20 protein-coding genes are annotated in these 25,215 nt (G+C 66.6%); 10 read left to right on the forward strand and 10 right to left on the reverse strand.

Annotated features, from left to right (window positions below):
* Window positions 1–148: 148 nt before the first annotated feature.
* Window positions 149–1,324, forward strand: coding sequence for a zinc-dependent alcohol dehydrogenase (locus QRN11_RS11975; RefSeq protein ID WP_142056588.1), 1,176 nt, complete (start codon window positions 149–151; stop codon window positions 1,322–1,324).
* On the opposite strand, the gene QRN11_RS11980 is transcribed toward QRN11_RS11975, so the two are convergent.
* From QRN11_RS11980 to QRN11_RS12000, 5 genes are all read right to left on the reverse strand, one after another.
* On the reverse strand, window positions 1,321–2,475 hold the full coding sequence (locus QRN11_RS11980; RefSeq protein ID WP_285251130.1) for a serine hydrolase domain-containing protein: 1,155 nt from the start codon (window positions 2,473–2,475) through the stop codon (window positions 1,321–1,323). The two genes, QRN11_RS11975 and QRN11_RS11980, sit on opposite strands and share 4 nt — an antisense overlap.
* 89 nt (window positions 2,476–2,564) lie before the next feature.
* Window positions 2,565–3,377, reverse strand: a complete 813-nt coding sequence (locus QRN11_RS11985) for a bifunctional allantoicase/(S)-ureidoglycine aminohydrolase (RefSeq protein WP_091421373.1) — start codon at window positions 3,375–3,377, stop codon at window positions 2,565–2,567.
* A 13-nt stretch (window positions 3,378–3,390) separates the two neighbouring features.
* Complete coding sequence (locus QRN11_RS11990) at window positions 3,391–4,683, reverse strand: DUF6986 family protein (protein WP_285251131.1); 1,293 nt, start codon at window positions 4,681–4,683, stop codon at window positions 3,391–3,393.
* A 3-nt stretch (window positions 4,684–4,686) separates the two neighbouring features.
* Window positions 4,687–6,285 carry a malate synthase A gene (gene aceB, locus QRN11_RS11995; RefSeq protein WP_285251132.1) on the reverse strand — a complete coding sequence of 533 codons (1,599 nt, stop codon included), beginning with the start codon at window positions 6,283–6,285 and terminating at the stop codon, window positions 4,687–4,689.
* A 37-nt stretch (window positions 6,286–6,322) separates the two neighbouring features.
* Window positions 6,323–7,762, reverse strand: coding sequence for an NAD-dependent malic enzyme (locus tag QRN11_RS12000; protein WP_285251133.1), 1,440 nt, complete (start codon window positions 7,760–7,762; stop codon window positions 6,323–6,325).
* Between the two features lie 233 nt (window positions 7,763–7,995).
* On the opposite strand from QRN11_RS12000, the gene QRN11_RS12005 reads away from it, so the two are divergent.
* Window positions 7,996–8,751 carry an IclR family transcriptional regulator gene (locus tag QRN11_RS12005; RefSeq protein WP_285251134.1) on the forward strand — a complete coding sequence of 252 codons (756 nt, stop codon included), beginning with the start codon at window positions 7,996–7,998 and terminating at the stop codon, window positions 8,749–8,751.
* A gap of 73 nt (window positions 8,752–8,824) precedes the next feature.
* Here the strand turns inward: QRN11_RS12005 and QRN11_RS12010 are convergent, their stop codons facing one another.
* Both QRN11_RS12010 and pucL read right to left on the reverse strand, forming a co-directional pair.
* Window positions 8,825–10,330 carry a nucleobase:cation symporter-2 family protein gene (locus tag QRN11_RS12010; RefSeq protein WP_285251135.1) on the reverse strand — a complete coding sequence of 502 codons (1,506 nt, stop codon included), beginning with the start codon at window positions 10,328–10,330 and terminating at the stop codon, window positions 8,825–8,827.
* A 176-nt stretch (window positions 10,331–10,506) separates the two neighbouring features.
* A complete protein-coding gene (gene pucL, locus QRN11_RS12015) occupies window positions 10,507–11,415 on the reverse strand; it encodes a factor-independent urate hydroxylase (RefSeq protein WP_285251136.1) in 909 nt (302 codons plus the stop codon).
* A gap of 352 nt (window positions 11,416–11,767) precedes the next feature.
* On the opposite strand from pucL, the gene QRN11_RS12020 reads away from it, so the two are divergent.
* The gene (locus QRN11_RS12020) at window positions 11,768–11,953 is read left to right on the forward strand and encodes a hypothetical protein (RefSeq protein WP_050053784.1); all 186 of its coding nucleotides are present in this window, start codon (window positions 11,768–11,770) and stop codon (window positions 11,951–11,953) included.
* Window positions 11,954–12,111: 158 nt separating this feature from the next.
* On the opposite strand, the gene QRN11_RS12025 is transcribed toward QRN11_RS12020, so the two are convergent.
* A complete protein-coding gene (locus tag QRN11_RS12025) occupies window positions 12,112–13,470 on the reverse strand; it encodes an 8-oxoguanine deaminase (RefSeq protein ID WP_285251137.1) in 1,359 nt (452 codons plus the stop codon).
* Window positions 13,471–13,878: 408 nt separating this feature from the next.
* On the opposite strand from QRN11_RS12025, the gene QRN11_RS12030 reads away from it, so the two are divergent.
* The 7 genes from QRN11_RS12030 to QRN11_RS12060 all read left to right on the forward strand — a co-directional run bounded on the left by QRN11_RS12030 (window position 13,879) and on the right by QRN11_RS12060 (window position 22,742).
* The gene (locus tag QRN11_RS12030; RefSeq protein WP_142056565.1) at window positions 13,879–14,373 is read left to right on the forward strand and encodes a nucleoside deaminase; all 495 of its coding nucleotides are present in this window, start codon (window positions 13,879–13,881) and stop codon (window positions 14,371–14,373) included.
* A 14-nt stretch (window positions 14,374–14,387) separates the two neighbouring features.
* The gene (locus tag QRN11_RS12035; RefSeq protein WP_285251138.1) at window positions 14,388–15,908 is read left to right on the forward strand and encodes an NCS2 family permease; all 1,521 of its coding nucleotides are present in this window, start codon (window positions 14,388–14,390) and stop codon (window positions 15,906–15,908) included.
* Window positions 15,909–16,007: 99 nt separating this feature from the next.
* Window positions 16,008–17,255: an XdhC family protein gene (locus QRN11_RS12040; protein WP_285251139.1), complete on the forward strand. Its 1,248-nt coding sequence runs from the start codon at window positions 16,008–16,010 to the stop codon at window positions 17,253–17,255.
* A complete protein-coding gene (locus QRN11_RS12045) occupies window positions 17,246–18,181 on the forward strand; it encodes an FAD binding domain-containing protein (protein WP_285251140.1) in 936 nt (311 codons plus the stop codon). The genes QRN11_RS12040 and QRN11_RS12045 overlap by 10 nt, the downstream gene beginning before the upstream one ends.
* Window positions 18,182–18,183: 2 nt before the next feature.
* Window positions 18,184–21,012, forward strand: a complete 2,829-nt coding sequence (locus QRN11_RS12050) for a molybdopterin-dependent oxidoreductase (RefSeq protein WP_285251141.1) — start codon at window positions 18,184–18,186, stop codon at window positions 21,010–21,012.
* Window positions 21,013–21,098: 86 nt separating this feature from the next.
* Window positions 21,099–22,079 carry an aldo/keto reductase gene (locus tag QRN11_RS12055; protein ID WP_285251142.1) on the forward strand — a complete coding sequence of 327 codons (981 nt, stop codon included), beginning with the start codon at window positions 21,099–21,101 and terminating at the stop codon, window positions 22,077–22,079.
* A 12-nt stretch (window positions 22,080–22,091) separates the two neighbouring features.
* Entirely contained in the window at window positions 22,092–22,742 is a 651-nt protein-coding gene (locus tag QRN11_RS12060; RefSeq protein WP_285251143.1) for a uracil-DNA glycosylase family protein, read from the forward strand.
* Here QRN11_RS12060 and nboR read toward each other — a convergent pair.
* Both nboR and QRN11_RS12070 read right to left on the reverse strand, forming a co-directional pair.
* Window positions 22,739–23,347, reverse strand: a complete 609-nt coding sequence (gene nboR / locus QRN11_RS12065; protein WP_285251144.1) for a nicotine blue oxidoreductase — start codon at window positions 23,345–23,347, stop codon at window positions 22,739–22,741. The genes QRN11_RS12060 and nboR overlap by 4 nt on opposite strands.
* 36 nt (window positions 23,348–23,383) lie before the next feature.
* The coding region (locus tag QRN11_RS12070) for a transketolase-like TK C-terminal-containing protein (protein ID WP_285251145.1) at window positions 23,384–25,215 on the reverse strand (1,832 nt) is incomplete at its 5' end.

The raw sequence follows: 25,215 nt of genomic DNA on the forward strand, positions 1-25,215 counted from the left end.
CTGGGCATCTGGCGTGGGCTGGTCCTTCCTACGCTAGGAGCCCCAGGCTGGGACGACAAGACTTTCATCAGCCTGCTTACTTTTTTGCCCGTGAGCCGATAGCGTCGAGGAAAGGGCGTCCCGCCCGGATCCGAGAGAAGGGGAGACTGTGAAAGCACTGACGTGGCAAGGAAAACGTTCGGTAAGTGTGGAAGAAGTGCCTGATCCGGTCATCCAGGACCCTACCGACGCCATCATCCGGATCACCTCGACGGCGATCTGCGGCTCCGACCTCCACCTGTACGAGGTCCTCGGCCCGTACATGCACAAGGGTGATGTCATCGGTCACGAACCCATGGGCATCGTCGAGGAGGTGGGCAGCGGCGTCACCAACCTTCGCAAAGGCGACCGGGTGGTGGTCCCCTTCAACATTTCCTGCGGCCGCTGCTACATGTGTGCCCAGGGCCTGCAGTCCCAGTGCGAGACCACCCAGGTCAAGGACAAGGGCTCAGGGGCGGCCCTCTTTGGCTATTCGGAGCTGTACGGTTCCGTCCCCGGCGGGCAGGCCGAGTACCTCCGCGTGCCGCACGCAGATTACGGCCCCATCAAGGTGGGCACGGAATTGCCGGACGAACGGTACCTGTTCCTCTCGGACATCCTTCCCACCGCCTGGCAGGCCGTGGAGTACGCAGACACTCCGGCCGGCGGCACGTTGGCCGTGTTCGGGCTGGGCCCGGTGGGCCAGTTCTCGGGACGCATCGGGGTCCAGCGCGGGCTGCGGGTCATCGGCATCGACCCCGTCCCTGAGCGGCGTGAGATGGCGGCGCGGCACGGCGTCGAAACGCTCGACTACACCAAGGATGTGGCGGACCAGCTGCGGGAGATGACCGCGGGGCGTGGCCCGGACGCGGTGGTTGACGCCGTCGGCATGGAAGCACACGGCTCCCCGGTGGCCGGGTTCGCGCACCAGGCGCTGGGTCTGCTGCCGGACAAACTGGCGCAAAAGGCGATGGAGACAGCCGGCGTGGACAGGCTCGCCGCGCTGCACACGTCCATCCAGGCTGTGCGCAGGGGCGGAACAGTGTCGCTGAGCGGGGTCTACGGCGGGCAGGCCAGCCCGATGCCGATGCTCACCATGTTCGACAAGCAGATCCAGCTCCGGATGGGGCAGTGCAACGTGCGCCGCTGGACCGATGACATCCTTCCCTTGGTGGAGGACGACGCCGATCCGCTGGGTGTGATGGACCTGGTCACCCACCGCTCCGGCCTGGAGGGGGCGCCGGCGCTGTACGAGAAGTTCCAGAAGAAGGAGGACGGCTGCATCAAGGTGGTCCTGAACCCCTAGTTTTCGCTGCACAGGCTGTTCAGGGCTTCCTGCGCCACGTCCTGCATCTCGTAGATCAGCGGATTCAGGTCGAGGGTTGGCGGCGCGGACGGGTAGGCGACTGACATCGCCAGTTGCGTGCTTCCGTCCTCGCTGGTCATGGCGATCATGCCATAGCCGTCGGTGTCCCCGGGAAGGCCATAGTAGAAACGGTTGTTGCAGGTGTTGTTCCACCGCCGCAGGGCAAAGCCGTAATACGTCGAGGAACCGCCCTTCATGGCCGTCACCCTGTCCGGCGGGAGCAGGGTGCCCTGCAGCAGCGAGGCGTAGAACCGGTTGACGTCCTCCACCGTGGAGACGGCGCCGCCGGAGGGCAGCTCGGCCTGCCAGACGGGATGTGCCACGTCCACCTGCTTGCCCTCCACGGTGATGTAACCGTGGACCATGGTGGGCGAGGACACGCCGCCAAGACTGGTTGCCGTCAGGCCCAGCGGGTGCGCAACATCTGCGGCCAGGACGCGGCTCAAGCTTTGCCCCCGCAGGCGTTGGATCAGCAGCCCAAGGGCGGCGTAATTGGACCGCGAGTAGTTGAATATTCGCGCCAGCCTCGGTTCCCAGGGAATGGTGGCGGCCAGGGCCAACTGCTGTTCAAGGCTGAGCGGCCGGTTCATCGTTTCCGCCCACCCGCCGGAGGCCAGGAGGGGGACTGAGAAGTCGGGCAGCCCGGACTCATGGGTCAAGAGCTGCCGGACCGTGACCCGGCCGGGCGGATGGAGGACGCCGCCGAACTCCGGGAGGTAGTCGCTGACCTGGTTGTCCAGGTCGAGTTTGCCCTCCTCAGCCAGCTTGAGGACCGATACAGCAACCATGGATTCGGTAATGCCGCCGATGCGGACTGGATCAGAGACTGCTGCAGGCTCACGTGTTGCCAGGTCCCGTACGCCGGAGGCGTGCGTCCAGCTGGTGTCCTTGGACCGGACGGCGACCAAAACCGCGGGCGCGCCTTCCTCCAGCATCCGGGAGCTGAAGGATTCCAAAAGGGCGAAGGCTGCCGGCTTGTCCGGTTTTGGCGGAGGCGGTTCCCCGGTGCAGCCGGCTGACGGTGCAGCCAGCAGAACCGTGCACAGGACAGCGGCGACCCGCTTCCACGCGCGGCCCGGGGTTGTGCCCATGTTGCCCATTTTCCCCCAACTGAGTAGCGCCAGGTGTCGTTTTGAGGTTCCAAAACGACACTTGGCGCTACTTAGTTGGGGGGAGGGGTTTAGGTGAGGCGGACCTGGCGGTTCATGTCCTTGTACAGCAGGTAGCGGAACTCGCCCGGGCCGCCGGCGTAGCAGGCCTGCGGGCAGAAGGCGCGCAGCCACATGAAGTCGCCGGCCTCCACTTCCACCCAGTCGTTGTTCAGCAGGTACATGGCCTTGCCCTCCAGGACATACAGGCCGTGCTCCATCACGTGGGTTTCCGGGAACGGGATGACGCCGCCGGGCTGGAACGTCACGATGTTCACCTGCATGTCGTGGGCGAGATCGCTGGAGTCCGTGAAGCGGGTGGTTTTCCAGGCGCCGTCGGTGTCCGGCATCGCCGTGGGTTCCACGTCCTTTTCGTTGGTGACGAAGGACTTGGCTTCGAAACCCTCAAGGCGTTCGTAGGCCTTGCGGATCCAGTGGAAGGACACGACGTCGTCTGAAACGTTTTCCAGGCCCCAGTCCGAACCTGCCGCCAGGTAGGCGTAGCCGCCTTCCTCCAGCTGGTGGAGTTCGCCGTCGAGGGTGAGGTTGACCTTTCCGCGGGTCACAAAGATGACGCCTTCAACCCCGGCCTCGAACTCAGCTTTGGGGGCGCCGCCGCCCGGTCCGATCTCAACGATGAGCTGCGAGAAAGTGGTGGCGAAGCCTGAGATGGGGCGGGCGATGATCCAGGATCGGGTGTTCGAAAAGCCCGGCAGGTTGGACGTGACGATGTCCGTCATCACGCCCTTCGGGATCACCGTGTACGCCTCGGTGACGATGGCCCGCTCGGTGGTCAGGTGGGTCTGCGGCGGCAGCCCGCCAGTGGGGGAGTAGTACTTGCCCATAAGGGATCCTTACCTAGGAGTTGGAAGTGGTGGCGAGCCGCGGGTGGGCCAGTCCGGTCAGTTGCGGAATTCCGACGCCGGCAAGCGCCTGGACTTCCTCCGCACCGACGGCGCCGCACTGGACGCCCCGCAGGACGAATGCGGCCAGGGCCCGGGCCGTGGCGGGTTCGTCCATGACGCCGCCTTCGGTCTGCTCTGCGTTGTCCCGTTCCACGTAGGTCCGCAGGCGGGCCGCGGCGGCCGGAAGGCCCTGACGGTAGAAGGCGTAGGTTGCGGCGAAGCGGCTGGGCAGCTGGGCCGGGTGCAGGTCCCAGCCCTGGTAGTAGCCGCGTTCCAGCGACCGCCGGACCAGGCGGCCGTGCAGCTGCCATGCGTTCTCCACGTTGTCGCCCACGGGGATGATGTTGGTGGACCCGTCCGAGAGCCGGATGCCGGTACCGGCCACGGCCAGCTGCATGACTTCCTTGGCGAAGTCCGCCACCGGGTGCTCCATGGACTGGTATTCGGCCGAGATCTGCAGCGACGCCGAGTAGTCGTACGTGCCGTAGTGCAGGCCGCTGATCCGGCCCGGGACGGCGTGCGGCAGCTGGGCCACCGGCGATGTTCCCTCCGGCCCCAGGATCAGCTGCGGGGTTTCCACCTGCACCTCGAAGCGGAGCCGTCCGGCCGGGAGCGAGTGCACTTCCTCAAGCCGGGAAACGGCGTAGTCCATGGCCTTGACCTGGGCCACGGTGGTCACCTTGGGCAGCGTCAGGACCAGGCCCTCCGGCAGCTCGCCCGCCGCCGCCAGGCCCGAAACGAACAGGTCCAGCGTCCGCAGCCCGCGGGACCGCGTGGCCGCCTCGAAGCACTTGAAGCGGATGCCAATGAAGGGGGGAGCGGACCCGGCCGCGGCTGCGGCGGCCACAGCGGAAGCCGCAGCAACCGCGGCTGCGTCCTCGGCGTCGTCGCCCCTGTCCCCGAACCCGTCCTCAAAATCGAGCCGCAGGTCCTCGATCGGTTCGCTGGCCAGCTTGGCTTCCACCCGCGGGGCAACAGCCTCCGCCAGCGCGGCGTCCTGGCCCAGCAGCGCACCGAGCTTTTCCAGCCCGCCGTGGGCGTTGGCCGCGGCCAGTGCCTCGGCGCCCCAGTCGGCAGCGAACGACGGCGTGAACCGGTCCGCGGGCACGTACACCGTATGAACGGGCTGGCGTGAGCCGTCGTCGCCCGGGTAGTTCTGCTCCAGCAGGCGGTCCGTGGCGGCCAGCTGCCCGTCGATGGCCGCCAGGTCCCCGGCGGACAGCGACGGTTTGGGTGATGCTGCCATGGCTCAGCCCACCAGTTCGTAGGCCGGGGTGGTGAGGAAGTCGGTGTAGTCCTCGGACAGGCAGATGTCCGCGATCAGTTCGCTGGCCGGCTGGTAGTAGCGGCGGAAAGCCTCGTCGCCGAACTCGGTGCGGAGCCGCTCGGTTTCCTCGCCCAGGATCCGCTCCACCAGTTCGCGGGTGACCGTGTTGCCGGTGTCCGCGAGGACCGACTTGTTACGGATCTGCTGCCAGACCTGCGAGCGGGAGATCTCCGCAGTTGCGGCGTCTTCCATCAGATTGTGGATGGCCACGGCGCCGTTCCCGGACAGCCAGACCGCCGTGTAGGCAATGGCCACGTACAGGTTCAAACGCAGCCCGGCTTCGGTGACCTGGCCCTCGGCGGAGGTGACGTCCAGCAGTTGCTCCGCGGTCACGTTGACCTCGGGGCGCTGCTTGTCCAGCTGGTTGGGCTTGTCGCCGAGCACAGAATCAAAGACTTCACGGCAGGTGGGGACCAGGTCCGGGTGTGCCACCCAGGAGCCGTCGAAGCCGTCATTTGCCTCACGGGTCTTGTCGGCGCGGACCTTGGCGAAGGCAGCCTCGGTCACTTCGGGGTGCCGGCGGTTGGGGATCACGGCCGCCATGCCGCCCATGGCGAAGGCGCCGCGCTTGTGGCAGGTCTTGACCAGCAGTTCGGTGTAGGCGCGCATGAACGGGGCGGTCATGGCAACCGAGGCGCGGTCCGGGAGCACAAACTCCTCGCCGGCGTCGCGGAAGTACTTGATGATGCTGAACAGATAATCCCACCGGCCGGCGTTCAGGCCGGAGGCGTGGTCCCGCAGTTCGTACAGGATCTCGTCCATTTCAAACGCGGCCGGGATGGTCTCGATCAGCACGGTGGCGCGGATGGTGCCCTGGCCCAGTCCCAGGTAATCCTGCGCAAACACAAAGACGTCGTTCCACAGCCGGGCCTCAAGGTGGCTCTCCATCTTGGGCAGGTAGTAGTACGGTCCCTGCCCGTTGAGCACCAGCTGCTTGGCGATGTGGAAGAAGTGCAGGCCGAAGTCCACCAGTGCGCCAACGGCGGGTTCTCCGTTGAGCAGCAGGTGCTTTTCCTGCATGTGCCAGCCGCGCGGGCGCGCCACTACGACGGCGAGCGGCGCGTCCGTGCGGAGCCTGTACTCCTTGCCCTCCTCCGAGGTGTAGCTCAGGGTGCCCTGGGCGGCGTCGCGGAGGTTCAGGATGGCGTCGATGACGTTGCCCCAGGTGGGGGTGCTGGCATCCTCAAGGTCCGCGAGCCACACCTTGGCGCCGGAGTTCAACGCGTTAATGGCCATCTTCGCCGGTGAGGCGGGCCCGGTCATCTCAACCCGGCGGTCCTGCAAAGCCGCCGGTGCCGGCGCAACCTTCCAGTCGCCGTCGCGCACGTCCTGCGTCTCCGGCAGGAAGTCCAGCTTGCCGGTCTCGGCCACGCGCTGCCGCTTGACGGCGCGGGCTGCCAGGAGCTCGTTGCGGGTGCCGGCGAAGCGGGTGTGGAGCTCCTCGATGAAGGCCAGGGCCTTGGGGGTGAGGATTTCCTCCGCGCGCTCGATGGGCCGGGGGTCTGTGACGGTGATGGCCATTTCTGGTCCTTTCCTTGTACTGAAGTCAGGCGGTGAATCAGGCGCTGGCCAGGGCGGCTTCGAGTTCCTTGGCTGCAGCCGCGGTTGCCACGTTGGCGGCGTGGGCGGCCGCGGCAACGGCTGAGGCAACATCGGCAGCCACGTGGGGATCGAAGACGCTGGGGATAATGTAGCTGGCATTGAGCTCGTCGTCAGCCACCCGGTTGGCGATCGCTTCCGCGGCGGCCACCAGCATCTCCGGGGTGATGTCCGAGGCTCCGGCGTCGAGCAGGCCCCGGAAGAAGCCCGGGAAAGCCAGCACGTTGTTGATCTGGTTGGGGAAGTCGCTGCGGCCGGTTGCAACCACGGCAGCGTGCCGGGAGGCGATGACCGGATCGATTTCCGGCGTCGGGTTGGCCATGGCGAACACAATCGCGTTCTCTGCCATCGAGGCCACCTGCTCCTCGCCGATCACGTGCGGGGCGCTGACGCCGATGAACACATCCGCGCCGGCGAGGGCCTCGTGCAGGGTGCCGGCGAAGCCTTCCTCATTGGTGTTCGCCGCGATCCAGCTGCGGTGCTCGTCACCGTAGGTCTCGCCGGAGTGGATGGCACCGGAGCGGCCGGCGGCGATGATGTGCTGCGCCCCCTGGGCCTTCAGGAGCTGGATGATGGCAGAGCCGGCTGCGCCGACGCCGGACACCACAATCTTCACCTCGTCCAGCTTCTTGCCCACCACGCGCAGTGCGTTGACCAGGGCTGCCAGGGTGACGATGGCCGTACCGTGCTGGTCGTCGTGGAACACCGGGATATCCAGTTCCTCGCGGAGCCGGTTCTCGATCTCGAAGCAGCGCGGGGCGGCGATGTCCTCGAGGTTGATGCCGCCGTACACGGGGGCCATGGCCTTGGCGATCATGATGATCTCCTCGGTGTCCTGGGTGTCCAGGCAGACCGGCCAGGCATCGACGTTGGCGAACTGCTTGAACAGCGCCGCCTTGCCTTCCATCACCGGAAGGGCCGCGGCCGGGCCGATGTTGCCCAGGCCCAGGACGGCCGAACCGTCGGTGAGGACGGCGATGGTGTTGCGCTTCACGGTCAGGTTGCGGGCTGCCGCGGGATCCTCGGCGATGGCCAGGCAGACGCGGGCGACGCCGGGAGTGTACGCGCGGGAAAGATCGTCGCGGTTGCGCAGGGCTACCTTGGGGACAACTTCCAGCTTGCCGCCCAGGTGCATCAGGAAGGTGCGGTCCGAGACGTACTGGACCGTGACGCCGTCGAGCGCGTTGAGGGCGTCCTTGACGCGGGCGGCGTGTTCGTCGTCAGTGGTGTTGCAGGTGACGTCCACAACGAGGGTCTCGTGGTGGGATTCGCTGACGTCCAGTGCGGTGATGGCTGCGCCCGCCGCTCCCACGGCTGCGGCAAGCTCGCTGGTGGCGCTGAAGCTCGACGGTGCTTCCACGCGCAGGGTGATCGAATTTCCGGGGCTGGGGTTCGCCATTGAATGTCCTCCTGTTGGGCCTTCTGTTCGGCCGTGTCCGGTCTGTGTTCTCGAAACCAATGTTTTCGTATTATGGATATTATTATCTGCAAGATGGAAATACAAGCCCTCCTTGTATGACTGGGGGAGTGCATCGCGCCGCGTACAGAGGTGCTGTATGTTGGGTGTTCTAAGCAATTCTTTTCACGATGCGGATAAGAGTTGTCAGATTCCGAGCCGTAGGAGACAACGGAATGGCAGAAAAAGCCTCGGGCGGTGTGCAGTCGGTAGAGCGCGTCTTCGAACTGCTGGAGCTCATCACGGATGCCGGCGGCGACGTGACGCTCAGCGAACTGTCCTCGTCCACCGACCTTCCGCTGCCCACCATCCACCGCCTGCTGCGGACACTGGTGTCCCTGGGCTACATCCGCCAGCTGCCCAACCGGCGCTACGCACTGGGCCCTCGGCTCATCCGGCTGGGTGAAGGCGCCAACAAGCAGCTGGGCGCCGTGGCGCGTCCGCAGCTGAAAACGCTGGTGGACCGGCTGGGGGAGACCTCGAACATGGCCGTACTGGACTCGGACATGGTGATCTACGTGGCACAGGTGCCCTCGCTGCACTCCATGCGCATGTTCACCGAGGTGGGCCGCCGCGCCCACACCCACGCCACCGGCGTCGGGAAGGCCATCCTCGCGCAGCTGGATGACGAGACGGTCCGCGGCATCGTGACCCGCGCCGGGATGCCGACGCCCACTGCCAAGAGCATTGGCGACGTCGATGACCTCCTGGCTGACCTCAAGCTCATCCGCGAGCGGGGCTACTCCATTGACGAGGAGGAGCAGGAGCTCGGCGTGCGCTGCTTCGCCATGGCGGTGCCCAACGCCCCCACTCCCACAGCCATCTCTGTCTCGGGCCCCGTCTCCCGCGTGGACGAGCACTTTGCCGATAAAGCCGTGCCCGTCCTCCGCGAGGCCGCCGAGGCCATCTCGCTGGAACTCAACCGCACCTGACGCACCTCCTGTGCTGACAACGACGGCGGCCCGCTCCTTCCTGAAGCGGGCCGCGTCGTACTTGCGGGGAGGGTCAGTGCTCTGACGCCTTCTCGGACGACTCGACGCGGACTTCCTTGCCGTCGCAGTCGATGAGCTTGCCGCCTTCGAAGCGGTCGCCGTCGGCCAGGCACTTCAGGTCCTCTTCCCGGACCACGCGCCCTGTTCCGGCCACAAACACCGACTGGTTCTCCGAGTTGCCCGCCTTGAGGTGGTTGAAGAGCAGGTTCAGCAGGATGGCCATCACCGCAGCGGAGCTGATGCCGGAGTGGAAGATGGTGCCGAACCAGGACGGGAACTTGTCGTAGAAGGCCGGCGCGGCGATGGGGATCATGCCGAACCCGATGGACGCCGCCACGATGATCAGGTTCATGTTGTTCTTGTACTCCACCTTGGACAGAGTCCGGATGCCGCTGGCGGCCACCGTGCCGAAGAGTACGACGCCGGCACCTCCGAGTACAGGAGTCGGCACCGCTGCGACCACGCGGCCAAGGACCGGCAGGAGACCGAGGATCACCAGGATCAGGCCGCCGGCGCTGACAACGAAGCGGCTCTTGACTCCGGTGATGGCCACCAGGCCCACATTCTGGGCGAACGCGCTCTGGGTGAAGGAGTTGAACAGCGGGGAGATGGCGGAGGAGAGCATGTCCGCCCGGAGCCCATCGCCGATCCGCTTGGAGTCCACTTTGGTGCCGACGATCTCGCCCACGGCAATGATGTCCGCGGAGGTCTCGGTCAAGGTGACCAGGATGACGATCAGCATGGAAATGATGGCGGCAATCTCGAACACCGGCGGGCCGAAGGCGAACGGGGTGGGGAACGCGACGATCTCGCCCTGACCCACCTTGGAGAAATCAGCCATGCCGAAGGCGAACGCGATCAGGGTGCCCAGGACCATGGCCAGCAGGATGGAGAGCCGTGAAATCGCGGCGCTGCCCACCTTGCTGAGCAGGAGGACGATGGCCATGGTGGCCGCGGCCAGCCCGATGTTGGCCATGCTGCCGTAGTTCTCGGCCTTGCTGTTGCCGCCCATGGCCCAGTTGGCGGCCACCGGCATCAGGGTCAGCCCGATGGTGGTGATCACCGTACCGGTAACCACCGGCGGGAAGAACCGGATGATCTTCGAGAAAAGCGGAGTGATCAGCAGGCCGATCAGTGATGCCGCGATGACGGACCCGAAGACTGCCTGGATTCCGCCGCCGCCGTGCACGATGGCCACCATGGTGGAGACGCCTGCGAAGGAAACACCCTGGACCAGCGGCAGCTGCGAGCCGAAGAAGCGGATGCCCACTGTCTGCAGGATGGTGGCCAGGCCGCCGACAAAGAGGCAGGCCGCGATCAGCAGGCCGATGTCCTGCGAGGACATTCCGGCGGCGGCGCCAATGATCAGGGGCGGGGCGATGATGCCGCCGTACATGGTGAGGACGTGCTGGAAGCCGTACGCGAAGGTGCTGGCGATGGGGAGCTTTTGGTCCTCTGGCCGGGCCGAACGGGTGCCTTTTCCGGCGGCAGCAGCGGCCGGTTTCTTTCTGAAGTTCATGGCAGACTTTCTTGGTTCATGGCAGACGACATTGTCTGGCTAACGGTGTCTGGCTAACGGTGGTGAAAGACGTGGGGTGGGTGCCCGGAGTTTTTGTCCAGCTATGCAGGCTTCAGGGGTGCTGAAGTCGTCTTATCTGGACAAAAACTCCAGGCCGGATGGTGCGTGGTGCGGGTTTAGCAGAAGCCGGCGATGCCGGACCAGGCGATGTCCGCGGGGGTGGCGTCCTCGCGCTGGACGGTGGCCTCGATCAGGCCGTAGGGGCGGTCGGCGGCGAAGAAGACCTCGTTGGGGTTGTCGAGGCCGAACGGCGAGAGGTCCACGAGGAAGTGGTGCTTGTTGGGCATCGAGAACTTGATCTCGTCGATCTCGCTGTGAGCTTCCAGCACTTTGGTGCCCATGTCGAACAGGGTCTGCTGGAGGGCGTGGGAGTACTTCTCCGTGAAACCTTCGAGCAGGAGTCCCTTGACGTCGTCGTAGCTCTTGTTGAAGTCCAGGGTGCTGAAGTCGGTGCCGGTCTTGAAGCGCCAGCGGGCCGAGACGTCGGTGGCCAGGATGCGGTCCGTGGTTTCGGGCAGGGTGGTGTACTTGTCCTTCGGGTAGCCCACGAAGCCGGACTGGGTGGACTTCAGGACTGTGAGGTCCTTGAGCCCGGAGATCAGGTGGGTGGTGGCGCCGTCGCGGACCAGGACTGCGGTGCGGACTTCCTGGCCGTTGCGCACGAAGGAGTGGTCGTGCTCGGTGCCGTGGGCCTGGATCCGGTCCCAGCTGTAAGACTCGGCTTCCCAGCGGCCGCCGGTGACCCAGTCGAAGCTGGAGGTGAAGTGCTCGCCGAGGCGAAGCAGGAACGCCTCGGGCGAGCCGACGCCCTCACGGGCGAAGGCGTAAATGGTGTTCTTCTGGGTGTCAGTGGCCACCACGTGGGCGTTGTCGCCCTCAAGGTGTGCGGCCGCGAAATCGCCCCGCAGCTGCGAGGTGACGTTGAGGTCTTCGATTTCGTGGCGGTCGGTGTCGCGGGTGATCTTGACGACCCGGACCTCGGCCTTGCCGTACTGGTTCTCGCCGAGGATGATCTTGCTGCTCATGGTCTTTTCCCAACTTCCGGTAAGTGGAACCTAGGTTCCATCACTGAAATTAAGCGCGCGTTTCAAGCGCGTTTCCGGTGGAGCCGACCCAACAAAAAAGAGCCGGCATCCATTGATGCCAGCTCATTACGACCCTGCCTGCTGCTCCCAGGTTACGTGACCTGTGCCACGAATTGACACCAAGCGTACCTCCGGAAGCCGGTGGTGTACATCACAAATCGAAAATTCAGATTGTGACCGAACCGGGAGCAGACCATTGACGAGCCAGCGGAGGCAGCCATAAGCTATTCCACACAGCAAAAGTTTTTTTCCGTTTTGTGGAACTAAACCTCATACCTTGAAGGAGGATCAGATGTACCAGCAGGACAGCACGCCGGTTTCACCGGCACCCACGGCGGCAGCTTCAGTCCAGGAGTTCTACCTCCCCCTCGGCGGCGGGACGGATCCGGACTTCTACCTTCCTGCGGACCGGGAGCACGTTCCCGGCCGCTTCTCGCGCTGGGTCCAGGCGCTCCCGGGATTCAGCCGCCGTTCATAGCAGGGCACAGGCCCGGGCCGGCGACGCGCATCTACGCTGGCGACACGCACCCTCAATTCCGCTGCGCAAAAGGACTGGCGGGACCCATACCCGGGTCTCGCCTGTCCTTTTCTGCGTCGATCCTGAATCTGCGCGTCGCGGCAGGTCCAGGGGTCCGGCTAGCCGTTGACCAGCCGGCGCGCGGCCGCTGAGTGCTCGGCGATCAGGCCGGCCACGTCGAGCCCCGGGATCTGCCCGTCCACCACGCGCCACTGTCCGCCCAGCATCACACGGTCCGCCCGGTCCGCGGCGCACAGCAGCAGCGCGGCCACCGGATCGTGGCTGCCGGAGAAGCGCAGGTCATCCAGCCGGAAGAGGGCCAGGTCCGCCTGCATGCCGGGAGCCAGCTGGCCGAGGCCGGACCGGCCCAGGACGGCCGCCGAGCCGCGGGTTGCCCAGCTGAGTGCACGCTCCACCGGAACGTCCGCACCGTACCGCAGCCGCTGGAGGTAGAGGGCCTGCCGCGCTTCCAGGATCATGTTGGAGGCATCGTTCGACGCCGAGCCATCCACTCCCAGCCCCACGGGAGCCCCGGCGTCCTCCAGTTCCAGGACCCGTGCGGTTCCCGACGCCAGCCGCATGTTCGAGGTGGGGCAGTGCGCGACGGCGGTGCCCGCGGCTCCCAGCCTGGCGATCTCCGCGTCGCTGAAATGGATGCCGTGCCCCAGCCAGGTGCGGTCCGTCAGCCAGCCCACGCTGTCCAGGTAGTCCACCGTCCGCAGCCCGAACATCTCCCGGCAGAAGTCCTCCTCATCCAGGGTTTCGGCCAAGTGGGTATGCAGCCGCACGTCCAGCCGTTCGGCGAGCGCTGCGCTTTCGGCCATGATCTCCTTGGTGACCGAAAACGGTGAGCACGGAGCCAGGGCAATCTGGATCACCGCGTCGTCGCCCCGTTCGTGGTACTGGTGCACCAGCCGTTCGCTGTCGGCCAGCACCACCTCGGCTGCCTGCACCGTCGACTGTGGCGGCAGGCCGCCGTCGTCCGTTCCCAGGGTCATGGACCCGCGGGTGAGGGTGGCCCGCATGCCGAGCCGGCGCACGGCCTCCACCTGGATGTCAATCGCGTCCTCGAGGCCCGCGGGGAAGAGGTAGTGGTGGTCCGCCGCCGTGGTGCAGCCGGACAGCAGGAGTTCCGCCAGCGCCACCGTGGTGGCGAGTTCAAGGTCCCGCGGGGTAAGCCTCGCCCAGACCGGATAGAGGTTCTGCAGCCAGGGGAACAGCGGGGCATTCGCCACGGGGCCCCACGCGCGGGTGAGTGTTTGGTAGAAGTGGTGGTGCGTGTTGATCAGGCCCGGCAGCAGCACGTGGTTTCCGGCGTCGAACGTCTCATCGCACGGCGCGGAGGGCTGCTGCCCTGCGGCAAGAACCTCGGTTATAACACCGCCGCTGACCACCAGCCCGCCCGAAGCGTCGAGGTGGTTGGCGGTAAAAGCTCCCTGCGGGTTTTTGATCCACAAACGGGAAGCGGATGGCGTCATGGCTGTCCTTCTCTGAGCGCTGTTAATGTCATTCCAGCTCAGTGAGGCCCTGTCTGCTGATCCAGGCGGCCGCGCCTCACGGTTCAGTGCCCGGAAGCGGCGCGGCTGGCACCTAGGCTAGAAGGCGCAGGGCCCGGCGTCAACGCCACGGATTGTGACCGCAGCAGGGGTGAAACCCGCGAAACGTGGATTTCACATTGCGAAATTAAAATTCCAGAAAACTATGGCGCAGCCCACAGTCCGGTGCTAATCTCGATCTTGCCAAAGGCGGGCACCCGGTCACCGGGAAGCTATCTACCAGGCGCAACTTAACCTTCACAGCACATGCTGAAGCCTGGTAACCGTTCGCACCTGGTTCTACTGGTCCTGCAAGCGGCAACGGGCTTCCCGGCAAAAGGAAGTCGCATCATGAGTACCACCGTCACGGCCGAACAGTTTCTGGCCAGATCCATCAGGTTGGCCACGGCCAACGTCCTGAACAGCGGGGGCCCCTTCGGAGCCATGATCGTTACGGCTGACGGCCGCGCGTTCGACGGCGTCAACCGCGTCACCGCGGACAACGATCCCACCGCGCATGCCGAAGTCACCGCAATCCGCACCGCCTGCCGCGAGCTTGGCACCTTCGACCTCAGCGGGGCCGTCCTCTACACCAGCTGCGAGCCGTGCCCCATGTGCCTCGCGTCCGCGCTTTGGGCCCGGGTGGAAAAGGTGGTCTTCGCCGCGGACCGGCATGACGCCGCCTCCGTTGGCTTCGATGACGCCGTTTTCTACGAATACTTCGACAACCAGGACAGGGACTCCCTGATGCCGGTCTCGAAGCTGGTGCTGGATGATCCGGCGGCCCCCGCGCCGCTGGAGCCGTTCAACACCTGGAACACACTCGACACCAGGATCGACTACTAGGCCCGGCGGCTGACATGACCATCCTGGACAACTCACACGAGGAGCATTCGGCTCCAAGCATCCGCACGCAAAAGCGCGCGAACACCACTCCCCAACCTCCGGCGCCGGACTCGTTCCTGGACCGGTTCTTCCAGATCACCCAGCGCGGTTCCACGCTGGCCCGCGAGTTCCGCGGCGGCCTGGTCACCTTCTTCACCATGGCGTACATCGTCATCCTCAACCCCCTGATCCTGGGCGGTTTCAGCGCGGACAACGCCCCCACCGATGTTGCCGGGGGATGGCTGTCCGCTGCGCAGGTGGGCGCCGTCACCGGACTCACCGCCGGCGTGATGACCATCCTCTTCGGGCTCATCGCCAACCTGCCCTTCGGCCTCGCTGCGGGACTCGGCATCAACTCCTTCCTGGCCGTCTCCGTGATCCAAGAGGTTACCTGGGCGGAGGCCATGGGCCTGGTGGTGATCAACGGCATCCTGATCGTCCTGTTTGGGATCACCGGTGCCCGCACCGCCATCTTCCGGGCAGTACCCAAGGAGCTGAAGGCCGCCATCACGGTGGGCATCGGCCTGTTCATCGCCTTCATCGGGTTCGTGGACTCGGGCTTCGTCAAGGCGACGGCGGGCGGCCCGCCGGTCCAGCTCGGCAACGGCGGCTCCATCACCTCGATACCCACCCTGGTGTTCATCGTGGGCCTGCTGGCCATGGGCATCCTGGTGGCCCGCAAGGTCCAGGGCGGCCTGCTGATCGGCATTGTGGCCACCACCTTCCTGGCCGCCATCGTCGAAGCCATCCTGCACCTCGGCCCGGCGAGCGCCACCAACCCCGGCGGCTGGCACCTGAACACCCCCGTCCTGTCCGGACAGCTGGTGTCCGCACCCGACCTTGGCCTGGTGGGACAGTTCGACCTGTTCGGCGCCTTCGGCAGGATCGGCGGACTCGCGGCCACCATGCTGGTGTTCACCCTGGTGTTCACCAACTTCTTCGACGCCATGGGCACCATGACGGGCCTGGCCAAGAGCGCCGGCGTAGCTCATAAGGACGGCACGTTCCCCCGGCTGAAGTCCGCCTTCATCGTGGAAGGCTTCGGGGCGATCGCGGGCGGGGCAACCTCCGGCTCCTCCAACACCGTCTACATCGATTCCGCTGCCGGCATCGGCGAAGGAGCCCGGACCGGCCTGGCATCGGTAGTGACCGGCGTCCTGTTCCTCGGGTCCATGTTCCTCACCCCGCTCACCAGCGTTGTCCCGCTCGAGGTGGCCGCCGCAGCACTGGTGGTGGTGGGCGCGATGATGATGGCGCAGATCCGCGAGATCAAGTTCAGCAAGTTCACCGTGGCCCTGCCGGCCTTCCTCACCATCGTCACCATGCCGCTGAGCTACTCGATTGCCAACGGCATCGGCGTCGGCTTCATCAGCTGGGCCATCATCGGCGCCGCATCCGGCAAGGCGAAAAAGGTCCATCCGCTGATGTGGGTGGTCAGCGCCGGGTTCCTGGTGTACTTCGCCCGCGGTCCGATCAACCTGCTGCTGGGCGCCTGAGCCCCCTTCCGACTACCGGGGCCGGGCCAATGCTTGGCCCGGCCCCCAATAGGAACGACAATATGGACACCACCGCAGCGCGGAAGAAGGAGTGCCGCCATGCTTGACCTGATCCCTTCACTGAGTGGCTGGGCCCCGGCCCTTGGCCGCCAGCGGTTTGCGGTGGCCACCATCGTGCGGGCCAGCGGCTCGGTTCCCCGGCCCGTGGGCACTTCCATGCTGGTGGACGACGGCGGCGCGGTCCTGGGCAGCCTCTCCGGCGGCTGCGTGGAGGGCGCCGTTGTGGCGGCGGCTTTGGAGTCAATGGACGACGGCGTCACCCGCCTTGAGACCTTCGGCTTCGGTGCCGAGGATGCCTTCGCCGCCGGGCTCACCTGCGGGGGAGAGCTGGACGTGCATATCGAGCCGGCCAACCTCGGTGACCGCTGCGCGCTCGGCGAAGCGGTCCGGCAGCTGGCAGCTTACGGACCGGACGAGCCGGTGGCGCTGGTCCGGAACCTGGACCTGGGCGGGGCCGGTGGCGGCAGCAACGCCGTCGTTATTGCGGACCCTGGCTCCGCCAGCGTGACCGGCCTTCCGGCTTTGGCTGCGCTGCTGGACCTGGTGCCGGGCGCGGACCCGGACGCAGGAAGGGCCCGGGCTGTCCAGCTCGAGACCTTCCTGCGCGCCGGCAGCACCGGCGTCCTGGACCTGACCAGCGCAGGCGTGTGTACCGGCGGCGCCACCGTGCTGGTGGAGTCCCGCCTCGCGCAGGCCCGCCTGCTGGTGTTCGGCGCCAACGACTTCAGCGCCGCACTGCTGCCGGCCGCCAAACCCCTGGGCTACCACGTGACGCTGGTGGACGCCCGCCCCGCCTTCGCCGCCCAGGCCCGGTTCCGGACGGCCGATGAAGTGGTGACGGCGTGGCCCCACCAATACCTTGCAGCGGAGGCTGCCGCTGGACGCATGGACAGCAGGACAGTCATCTGCGTCCTCACCCACGACCCCAAGTTCGATATTCCCCTGCTCCACACCGCGCTGGGGCTGGACGTCGCCTTCATCGGGGCCCTCGGTTCCCGGCGCAGCCACGCCCAACGGGTGGACGCGCTCCTGGACCTGGGAGTCCGGCCTGAGCGGATCGCCCAGCTCCACTCGCCGTTGGGCCTGGATATCGGGGCAGTCACTCCCGCCGAAGTAGCCGTGTCCGTCCTGGCCGAGCTCATCGCCGCCCGCACCGCAGCAGCATCCCACCAGCCGTTGAGGGAAACCTCCGGCCCCATCCACCAATCGGCGGCGCCCACTGCAGATAAACCAGCCAACGCGCCGGCCCCCAATAACGTTAAACAGCAGGAGATCGTATGGACATGAACACCATCGAGTCGGTGGTTCCCACCACCGACCCCGGGCAATGGCGCGACGGCGACGCCTGGCTGGCCGGCGGCACCGTCCTGTTCTCCTACGGCAGCTTCGCGTTCGGGCCGCAGCCGCTGAAGCGCCTCCTCGACCTGGGATCCGCGGGCTGGACTCCGGTGACCGTCACGGACGCCGGCATCGAACTCGCCGCCACCTGCACCGTCGCTGAACTGTACAAGCTTCCCGGGACGCCCGAAGCCGCAGGCCGCAGCTGGCCCGGCGTGGAGCTGGTCCGCCCCTGCTGCGACTCCTTCGTGGCCTCTTTCAAGGTGTGGAACATGTCCACCGTGGGCGGCAACCTCTGCACGTCCCTGCCCGCCGGCCCTATGATTTCGCTCTGCGCCGGGCTGGACGGCACCGCCACCATCCTCGGTCCCGAAGGCACCACCCGGACCGTCCCGGTGGCCGAATTCGTTACCGGCGACGCGCAAAACTGCCTGGCACCCGGCGAGCTCCTGCGCAGCATCCAGCTCCCGGCGTCGGCCCTTGCCTCCCGGGTGGCGTTCCGCCGCCTCTCGCTGAGCAACCTCGGCAGGTCCGGGGTGCTGCTGATTGGACGGCTCGACGGCGGCACGTCCTTTGTCCTCACCGTCACCGCCGCCACCCAGCGGCCTGTGCAGCTGCGCTTCGACGCACTGCCGGACACGGACGCGCTGGCGCGGGCCCTCGATGAAGCCGTTCCCACAGGCCTTTACCACAACGACATCCACGGGCTTCCGGCCTGGCGCCGGGACATGACCTACCGCCTGGCCGAAGAGATCCGTGCCGAGCTCGCTGCTCCCGAAGGGGCACCCGGGCTCCGCAGCTCCGGCGATTTCTGGCCGCCGTCGGACCGTGGGTTCCCTGGACAGGGACTTAACGCACAGCAGGAAGGGGCCTGAGCATGGCCATCGAGATCAACGGCGTTGCGGCCGGGACGGAACCGCGCCCCGGGCAGTGCCTGCGCACCTTCCTGCGGGAACAGGGCAACCTGGGGGTAAAGAAAGGCTGCGACGGCGGCGACTGCGGCGCCTGCACCGTGCACGTGGACGGCACTCCCGTGCACAGCTGCATCTACCCGGCCGTCCGGGCGGAAGGCCACGCCGTCACCACCATCGAGGGACTGGCGTCAACTGCCGGCGCAGACCTGCACCCCGTGCAGCAGCAGTTCATGGAGCGGCAGGGCTTCCAGTGCGGATTCTGCACGGCCGGCATGGTGATGACGGCAGCCACCTTCGACGACGACCAGAAGGAGAACCTGCCGCGGAACCTCAAGGGCAATCTCTGCCGCTGCACCGGATACCGGGCTATCTCCGATGCCGTCTGCGGCCACGCCGGCCACCCGGCTCCCCAGGGACCGGGCTCCGGAATCGCGGGGGAGGGGCAGCCGGATCCTGTGCGGGGGCAGCTGGGCGACGACGTCCCCGCACCTGCCAGCCGGGCGGTGGTCACCGGGGCTGTCCGCTACACGCTGGACGTTCCGGCGGACCAGCTGCAGGGCCTGCTCCACCTCAAGCTCCTGCGCTCGCCGCATGCGCATGCCCGGGTGCTGTCCATCAACACTGGCGCTGCATTGAAGGTTCCCGGCGTTGTGGCGGTCTTCACCCACCAGGACGCGCCGGAACAGCTGTTTTCCACCGCCCAGCACGAACTGTTCACGGACGACCCCGACGATACCCGCGTGCTGGATGACGTGGTGCGGTTCCGGGGCCAGCGGGTGGCCGCGGTGGTGGCTGAAACCGTGGCCGCCGCCGAAGCAGGTGTGCGGGCACTGGACGTTGCCTACGAGGAACTCCCGGCAGTCTTCTCGCCGCAGGACGCACTGGTCCCCGGCGCGCCGCTGGTGCATGGGGACAAGGACGGAACCGCGGCCCGCATTTCCCGGCCCGACCGCAACGTGGTGGCGGAACTGCACTCCGAACTGGGCAGCGTGGCCGAGGGCTTCGCCCAGGCGGACTTCATTCACGAACGCACGTACCGAACCCAGCGCGTGCAGCACGTTGCCCTGGAAACCCACGCGGCCATTGCGTCGGTGGACAGCGAAGGGCGGCTGCAGATCCGTACCTCCAGCCAGGTTCCGTTCCTGGTCCGCCGGACCTTGTGCCGGGTCTTCGGGCTTCCGGAGGAGCAGGTGCACGTGGTGGCAGGGCGGGTGGGCGGCGGGTTCGGCGGCAAGCAGGAGGTCCTGACCGAGGACATCGTGGCGCTCGCCGCACTGAAACTCGGGCGGCCGGTCCAGCTCGAACTGACCAGGACCGAACAGTTCACGGCCACCACAACGAGGCATCCGTTCACCATCAAGCTCCGCGCCGGGACCAGCAACGACGGCCGGCTCACAGCCTTGGAACTGGACGTCCTGACGAACACCGGCGCCTACGGCAACCACGGGCCGGGCGTGATGTTCCACGGCTGCGGCGAATCCCTGAGTGTCTACAAGTGCGCCAACAAAAAGGTGGACGCCCACGCGATGTACACCAACACTGTCCCGGCCGGAGCATTCCGCGGCTATGGGCTGAGCCAGATGATCTTCGCCATCGAGTCCGCCATGGACGAGCTCGCGGCCGGCATCGGGATGGATCCGTTCGAGTTCCGCCGCCGGAACATGGTGCGCGAAGGCGACCTGATGCTGTCCACCCAGCCGGAGCCCGAGGAGGACGTCCACTACGGCAGCTACGGGTTGGACCAATGCCTGAGCCTGGTCCGCGATGCCCTGGCCCGCGGCCGGGAGCGTTACCGAGCCGCCGGCCTGGACGAACTGGGACCCGAATGGCTGACCGGCGAGGGGACCGCGCTCTCCATGATCGACACTGTTCCCCCGCGCGGCCACTTCGCCCATTCCCGGCTGCTGCTCCTGCCGGACGGAACGTACCAGGCCGACGTCGGGACCGCCGAGTTCGGCAACGGCACCACCACAGTCCACGCGCAGCTGGCGGCCACGGGACTGTCCACCGAAGCAACCAAGGTGGTGGTCCGGCAGTCGGATACGGACCTCATTGAGCACGACACGGGTGCCTTCGGTTCGGCCGGGACCGTGGTGGCAGGAAAGGCAACACTGGCCGCGGCGGAGGAACTCGCCGTCCGGATCCGGGCTTTTGCCGCCGGCATCCGGCAGACCCAGGCCTCCGCCTGCGTCCTCGACGGCGACTCCGTGTTTATTGACGGAACTCCTCTGGCACTGACGGAACTGGCGCAGGCGGCTGCGGAAGCCGGCGTCGAACTCGCAGCAGAAGGGCGGTGGGGCGGGACGCCACGCTCCGTCGCGTTCAACGTGCACGGCTTCCGCGTGGCGGTGAACCGCGGCACGGGCGAGCTGAAAATCCTGCAGAGCGTGCAGGCGGCGGACGCGGGCGTGGTGGTGAATCCGCGCCAGTGCCGGGGCCAGATCGAGGGCGGGATTGCCCAAGCCATCGGGGCAGCATTGTATGAGGAGGTGGTGATTGACGACGCCGGGCGGGTCACCACCGACATCCTGCGCCAGTACCACATCCCCACCTTCGCCGACGTGCCCCGCAGCGAGGTGTACTTCGCGGACACCAATGACACGATGGGCCCGCTGGGCGCCAAGTCCATGAGCGAGAGCCCCTTCAATCCCGTGGCTCCGGCGCTCGCGAACGCCATCCGCAACGCCACCGGGGTGCGTTTCACGTCGCTGCCCATCGCCCGGGACAAGATCTACCTGGGGCTCAAGGGGGCGGGGCTGGTGCCCAACCTGCAGCGCTCGGGCCTGTCCTGACCAACGCGGGGTCACATAATGCCGTCTGAAGCGCGTTCAGGGGGCCAAATCTGACCCCGCGTTGCATCGTTGCATATAGTCAAGGGATGGAACAGCGGATTTTAGGCAAGACCGGACGGAACGTGTCCATTGTGGGGCTGGGCACCTGGCAGCTTGGCGCGGACTGGGGCAACGTTGACCCGGCCCAGGCGCAGGCCATCCTGGCCGCCTCCGTGGAAGCAGGCGTGAACTTCTTCGACACCGCAGACGTCTACGGCGACGGCAAGAGCGAGCAGGCCATCGGAAAGTTCCTCGCGGACAACCCGGGGCTGGACATCACTGTCGCCACCAAGATGGGCCGCCGGGTGGACCAGAAGCCTGAACACTACACGCTGGCCAACTTCCGCCAGTGGGTGGACCGCTCCCGGAAGAACCTGGGCACGGACACCCTCGATCTGGTGCAGCTGCACTGCCCGCCCACCCCCGTGTACAGCAACGCCGAGGTGTACGACGCCCTGGACACCCTGGTGTCCGAGGGAGCCATCCGCAACTACGGCGTCAGCGTGGAGCGCACGGACGAAGCCTTGGAAGCCATCCGGCACAAGGGCACCGCCTCCGTCCAGATCATCCTCAACGCGTTCCGGCTCAAGCCCCTGGACGAGGTCCTTCCGGCCGCAAAGGCCGCGAACGTGGGCATCATCGCAAGGGTGCCGCTCGCGTCCGGGCTGCTCTCCGGTAAGTACACGAAGGAGACCACCTTCGCCGAGAACGACCACCGGAACTACAACCGCAACGGCGACTCCTTCGACGTCGGCGAGACGTTCTCCGGTGTGGACTACGAACTGGGCCTGAAGGCCGTGGCCGAGTTCGAACAGATTGTTCCGGAAGGCGCCAGCACTGCCCAGGCAGCCATCGCCTGGATTGCCGCGCAGGACGGCGTCACCACGGTGATCCCCGGCGCGCGCAACGGTGAGCAGGCCGCGGCAAATGCTGCTGCCGCATCCGTGAGTGTCAGCGAGGAGTTCGACGGCGGCGTCCGCTGGATCTATGACCACTACTTCCGCGAGGCCATCCACCCGCGCTGGTAGCCCCGTTCGCTTGTGGCTGCATCCGTCAGTGACTTTGTGGAGCGGCTCGCCGCCGTGCCCACAGTCCCGGGGCGCAACAACTTCTTTGACCACAGCGTCCCCGAAAATGCACTGCGGCGACGCAACCTGGAGTTATACCTCAAGGAACTGCTGGACCGTTCACCGAAAGTGTTGCTGCTGGGTGAGGCGCCGGGATTCAGAGGCATGCGGATCACCGGCGTGCCCTTCACCAACCGCACCATGTTCCAGGGGCCGGCCAACAGCTTTGGCCTGTTTGGTCCGGGGAAGGGCTACGTGCTGCCGCCGGAGGCAGCGGACGTTGCTGCAGAGCCCACCGCAACCGTGATGTGGGACGTGCTGGCCGAACTGCGGTTCCTGCCCCTGCTGTGGAGCGCGTGCCCCTGGCATACCCATGTTCCGGGGAAGCCCTGGTCCAACCGCACTCCGACTGCCGCCGATGCAAGGCATGGGACGCCGTTCTGGGAGTCTCTCGCGGAGCTGTTCAGTATTGAAACTGTGGTGGCCGTGGGCAACGTGGCACACCGCAGCCTGCTTTTCAGCGGTATGGATGCCCCCAAAGTGCGGCACCCCTCGCATGGCGGAAGAGCCGGTTTCAAGCGGGGCCTGGACGAGCTGCTCAGCGCCGGGGCAATTCGCCGCTAGCCCAGGAGGTAGAGCTGCTCCGGGGTGTCAACGTCCAGGCCGTTCGAGAGGTCGCTGCAGTCCACCTCGTCCACCAGTTCCGGATGGGCCCGCAGGAAGCCGCGCGCCCCGGCGTCGCCCGTCACTGTGGCGGCCACGGCCTCCCGGAGCGCGGCGTCGATGATCAGGGGGTGCCCGCGGCGTGTGGTGCCGGTGCCGCCGTCGTACGAAGCTGCCGTGAGCCGGCCCGGACAGTGCGCTGCCAGGAGCCTGCCCACTGTTCCGGGCGTCAGGCCCGGCTGGTCCACAAGGGCGACCATCAGGTGGTCCCGGGGATCGGCGTCGGCGTTGCCCAGCAACAGTGAGCTGCCCATCCCGGACTCCCAGTCCTGGTTGACCACCGTCCGGTACCGGTCCAGTTCGGCAATGGTGGCGACGTCCGGGGCGCCGGCGCCAAGGACCACCACCACCTCCCGGCAGCCGCCGTCGAGCAGCGCTCCGGCCACCGATTCCACGAGCGGCCGGCCGCGGTAGGGGAGCAGGGCCTTGGGGCCCCGGCCGAGCCTGGTCCCGGCCCCGGCCGCGAGCACAACCCCCGTGGCCCTGATCTCCTCCGCGTCGCACATAGCTGCACCCTAACTCTTCGGGTGTCCGTGTCCTTCCTAGGCGTCGCCGCCGGCCCCGCCGGTGGTGCCGGCGTTGACGTCCAGGAGTTTGTACCGGTCCATCGCGTATTGCGGCGCGCCCTCCTCGATTTCGCCCCTCGCCGCGAGCATCTGCAGCGCTTTGACCACGACGGAGTGGGTGTCGTTCTTGAAGAAGCGGCGGGCTGCGGCGCGGGTGTCTGAGAAGCCGAAGCCGTCGGCGCCGAGGGTGGCGAATTCGTTGGGCACGAACTGGCGGATCTGGTCCGGGACGGCCTTCATGTAATCGCTGACGGCGACGACGGGGCCGGTGGCGCCTTCGAGCTGTTTGGTGACGAACGGGACGCGGGCGGGCTGGCCGGGGTTGAGGAAGGCTTCCTCTTCGGCGGCGAGGCCGTCGCGGCGCAGTTCGTTCCAGGAGGTCACGGACCAGACGTCGGCGGAGACACCCCAGTCATCGGCCAGGAGCTGCTGTGCCTCCAGGGCCCACGGCACCGACACACCCGAGGCCAGGATCTGCGCCTTGGGTCCTTCAACGTCCGACGCCGACACCCGGTAAATACCCTTCAGCACCCCTTCAACGTCGAGGTTCTCCGGCTCGGCGGGCTGGGTGATGGGCTCGTTGTACACCGTGAGGTAGTACATCAGGTTCTTGTCATCGGAGTCCGGCCCGTACATGCGTTCGAGGCCGTTGCGGATGATGTGGCCCATTTCGTAGCCGTAGGCGGGGTCGTAGGTGACGACTGCCGGGTTGGTGGAGGCCAGGAGCGGGGAGTGGCCGTCGGCGTGCTGGAGGCCTTCGCCGGTGAGGGTGGTCCGTCCTGCGGTGGCGCCGATGATGAAGCCGCGGGTCATCTGGTCTGCTGCTGCCCAGAAGGCGTCGCCGGTGCGCTGGAAGCCGAACATGGAGTAGAACACGTAGACCGGGACCAGGGGCACGCCGTGGGTGGCGTAGGCGGTGCCGGCGGCGGTGAACGCTGCCACGGCGCCGGCTTCGTTGATGCCGGGGTGGATCAGCTGGCCCTGGGCGGACTCTTTGTAGGCCAGGACCAGGTCGCGGTCCACGGACAGGTAGTTCTGGCCGCCGGGGTTGTAGATCTTCGCGGTCGGGAAGAAGGCATCCATACCGAAGGTCCGGGATTCGTCCGGGACGATGGGCACAATCCGGTGGCCGAACTTTTTGTCCCTGATGAGGTCCTTCAGGAGCCGCACGAACGCCATTGTGGTGGCGGCCTGCTGCTTGCCCGTGCCGCGCTTGGCCACGTCAAACGTCTTGGCCTCGGGCAGCTCAACGGGCTGGTGGTCCGGCCGCCGTTCCGGCACGGCGCCGCCCAGTGCACGGCGCCGCTCATGGAGGTAGGCAATCTCCGGCGCTTCATGGCCGGGGTGGTAGTAGGGCGGGCTGTACGGATCTTCCTCAAGTCGGGCGTCAGAAATTGGAATGCGGAGATAATTCCGGAATTCCTTGAGGTCCTCGAGGGTGAGTTTTTTCATTTGGTGGGTGGCGTTGCGGCCTTCGAAGTGGGGTCCGAGTCCGTAGCCCTTGACGGTTTTGGCCAGGATGACGGTGGGTTTGCCCTTGAATTCGGTGGCTGCCTTGTACGCGGCATAGACCTTGCGGTAGTCGTGGCCGCCGCGTTTGAGGTTCCAGATCTGGTCATCGGTGAGGTCAGCGACGAGGTCTTTGGTGCGGGGGTCCTTGCCGAAGAAGTGTTCGCGGACGAACCCGCCGGATTCGGCCTTGTAGGTCTGATAGTCACCGTCGGGGGTTTCGTTCATGATCTTCACGAGCGAGCCGTCGGTGTCGCGGGCCAGCAGGTCATCCCATTCCCGGCCCCAGACCACCTTGA

The sequence above is a fragment of the Pseudarthrobacter sp. fls2-241-R2A-168 genome (assembly GCF_030209335.1).
Classification (GTDB): domain Bacteria; phylum Actinomycetota; class Actinomycetes; order Actinomycetales; family Micrococcaceae; genus Arthrobacter.

Excerpts from the sequence above, each read along its gene's own strand:
- QRN11_RS12055 (WP_285251142.1), top strand. The coding sequence starts at position 21,099 with ATGGAACAGCGGATTTTAGGCAAGACCGGACGGAACGTGTCCATTGTG.
- QRN11_RS12035 (WP_285251138.1), top strand. The coding sequence starts at position 14,388 with ATGACCATCCTGGACAACTCACACGAGGAGCATTCGGCTCCAAGCATC.
- QRN11_RS12010 (WP_285251135.1), bottom strand. The coding sequence starts at position 10,330 with ATGAACTTCAGAAAGAAACCGGCCGCTGCTGCCGCCGGAAAAGGCACC.
- QRN11_RS12025 (WP_285251137.1), bottom strand. The coding sequence starts at position 13,470 with ATGACGCCATCCGCTTCCCGTTTGTGGATCAAAAACCCGCAGGGAGCT.
- QRN11_RS12000 (WP_285251133.1), bottom strand. The coding sequence starts at position 7,762 with ATGGCGAACCCCAGCCCCGGAAATTCGATCACCCTGCGCGTGGAAGCA.
- QRN11_RS12040 (WP_285251139.1), top strand. The coding sequence starts at position 16,008 with ATGCTTGACCTGATCCCTTCACTGAGTGGCTGGGCCCCGGCCCTTGGC.
- nboR (WP_285251144.1), bottom strand. The coding sequence starts at position 23,347 with ATGTGCGACGCGGAGGAGATCAGGGCCACGGGGGTTGTGCTCGCGGCC.
- QRN11_RS12045 (WP_285251140.1), top strand. The coding sequence starts at position 17,246 with ATGGACATGAACACCATCGAGTCGGTGGTTCCCACCACCGACCCCGGG.
- QRN11_RS12030 (WP_142056565.1), top strand. The coding sequence starts at position 13,879 with ATGAGTACCACCGTCACGGCCGAACAGTTTCTGGCCAGATCCATCAGG.
- QRN11_RS12005 (WP_285251134.1), top strand. The coding sequence starts at position 7,996 with ATGGCAGAAAAAGCCTCGGGCGGTGTGCAGTCGGTAGAGCGCGTCTTC.
- QRN11_RS11980 (WP_285251130.1), bottom strand. The coding sequence starts at position 2,475 with ATGGGCACAACCCCGGGCCGCGCGTGGAAGCGGGTCGCCGCTGTCCTG.
- QRN11_RS11990 (WP_285251131.1), bottom strand. The coding sequence starts at position 4,683 with ATGGCAGCATCACCCAAACCGTCGCTGTCCGCCGGGGACCTGGCGGCC.
- QRN11_RS12020 (WP_050053784.1), top strand. The coding sequence starts at position 11,768 with ATGTACCAGCAGGACAGCACGCCGGTTTCACCGGCACCCACGGCGGCA.
- QRN11_RS12050 (WP_285251141.1), top strand. The coding sequence starts at position 18,184 with ATGGCCATCGAGATCAACGGCGTTGCGGCCGGGACGGAACCGCGCCCC.
- aceB (WP_285251132.1), bottom strand. The coding sequence starts at position 6,285 with ATGGCCATCACCGTCACAGACCCCCGGCCCATCGAGCGCGCGGAGGAA.
- QRN11_RS11985 (WP_091421373.1), bottom strand. The coding sequence starts at position 3,377 with ATGGGCAAGTACTACTCCCCCACTGGCGGGCTGCCGCCGCAGACCCAC.
- pucL (WP_285251136.1), bottom strand. The coding sequence starts at position 11,415 with ATGAGCAGCAAGATCATCCTCGGCGAGAACCAGTACGGCAAGGCCGAG.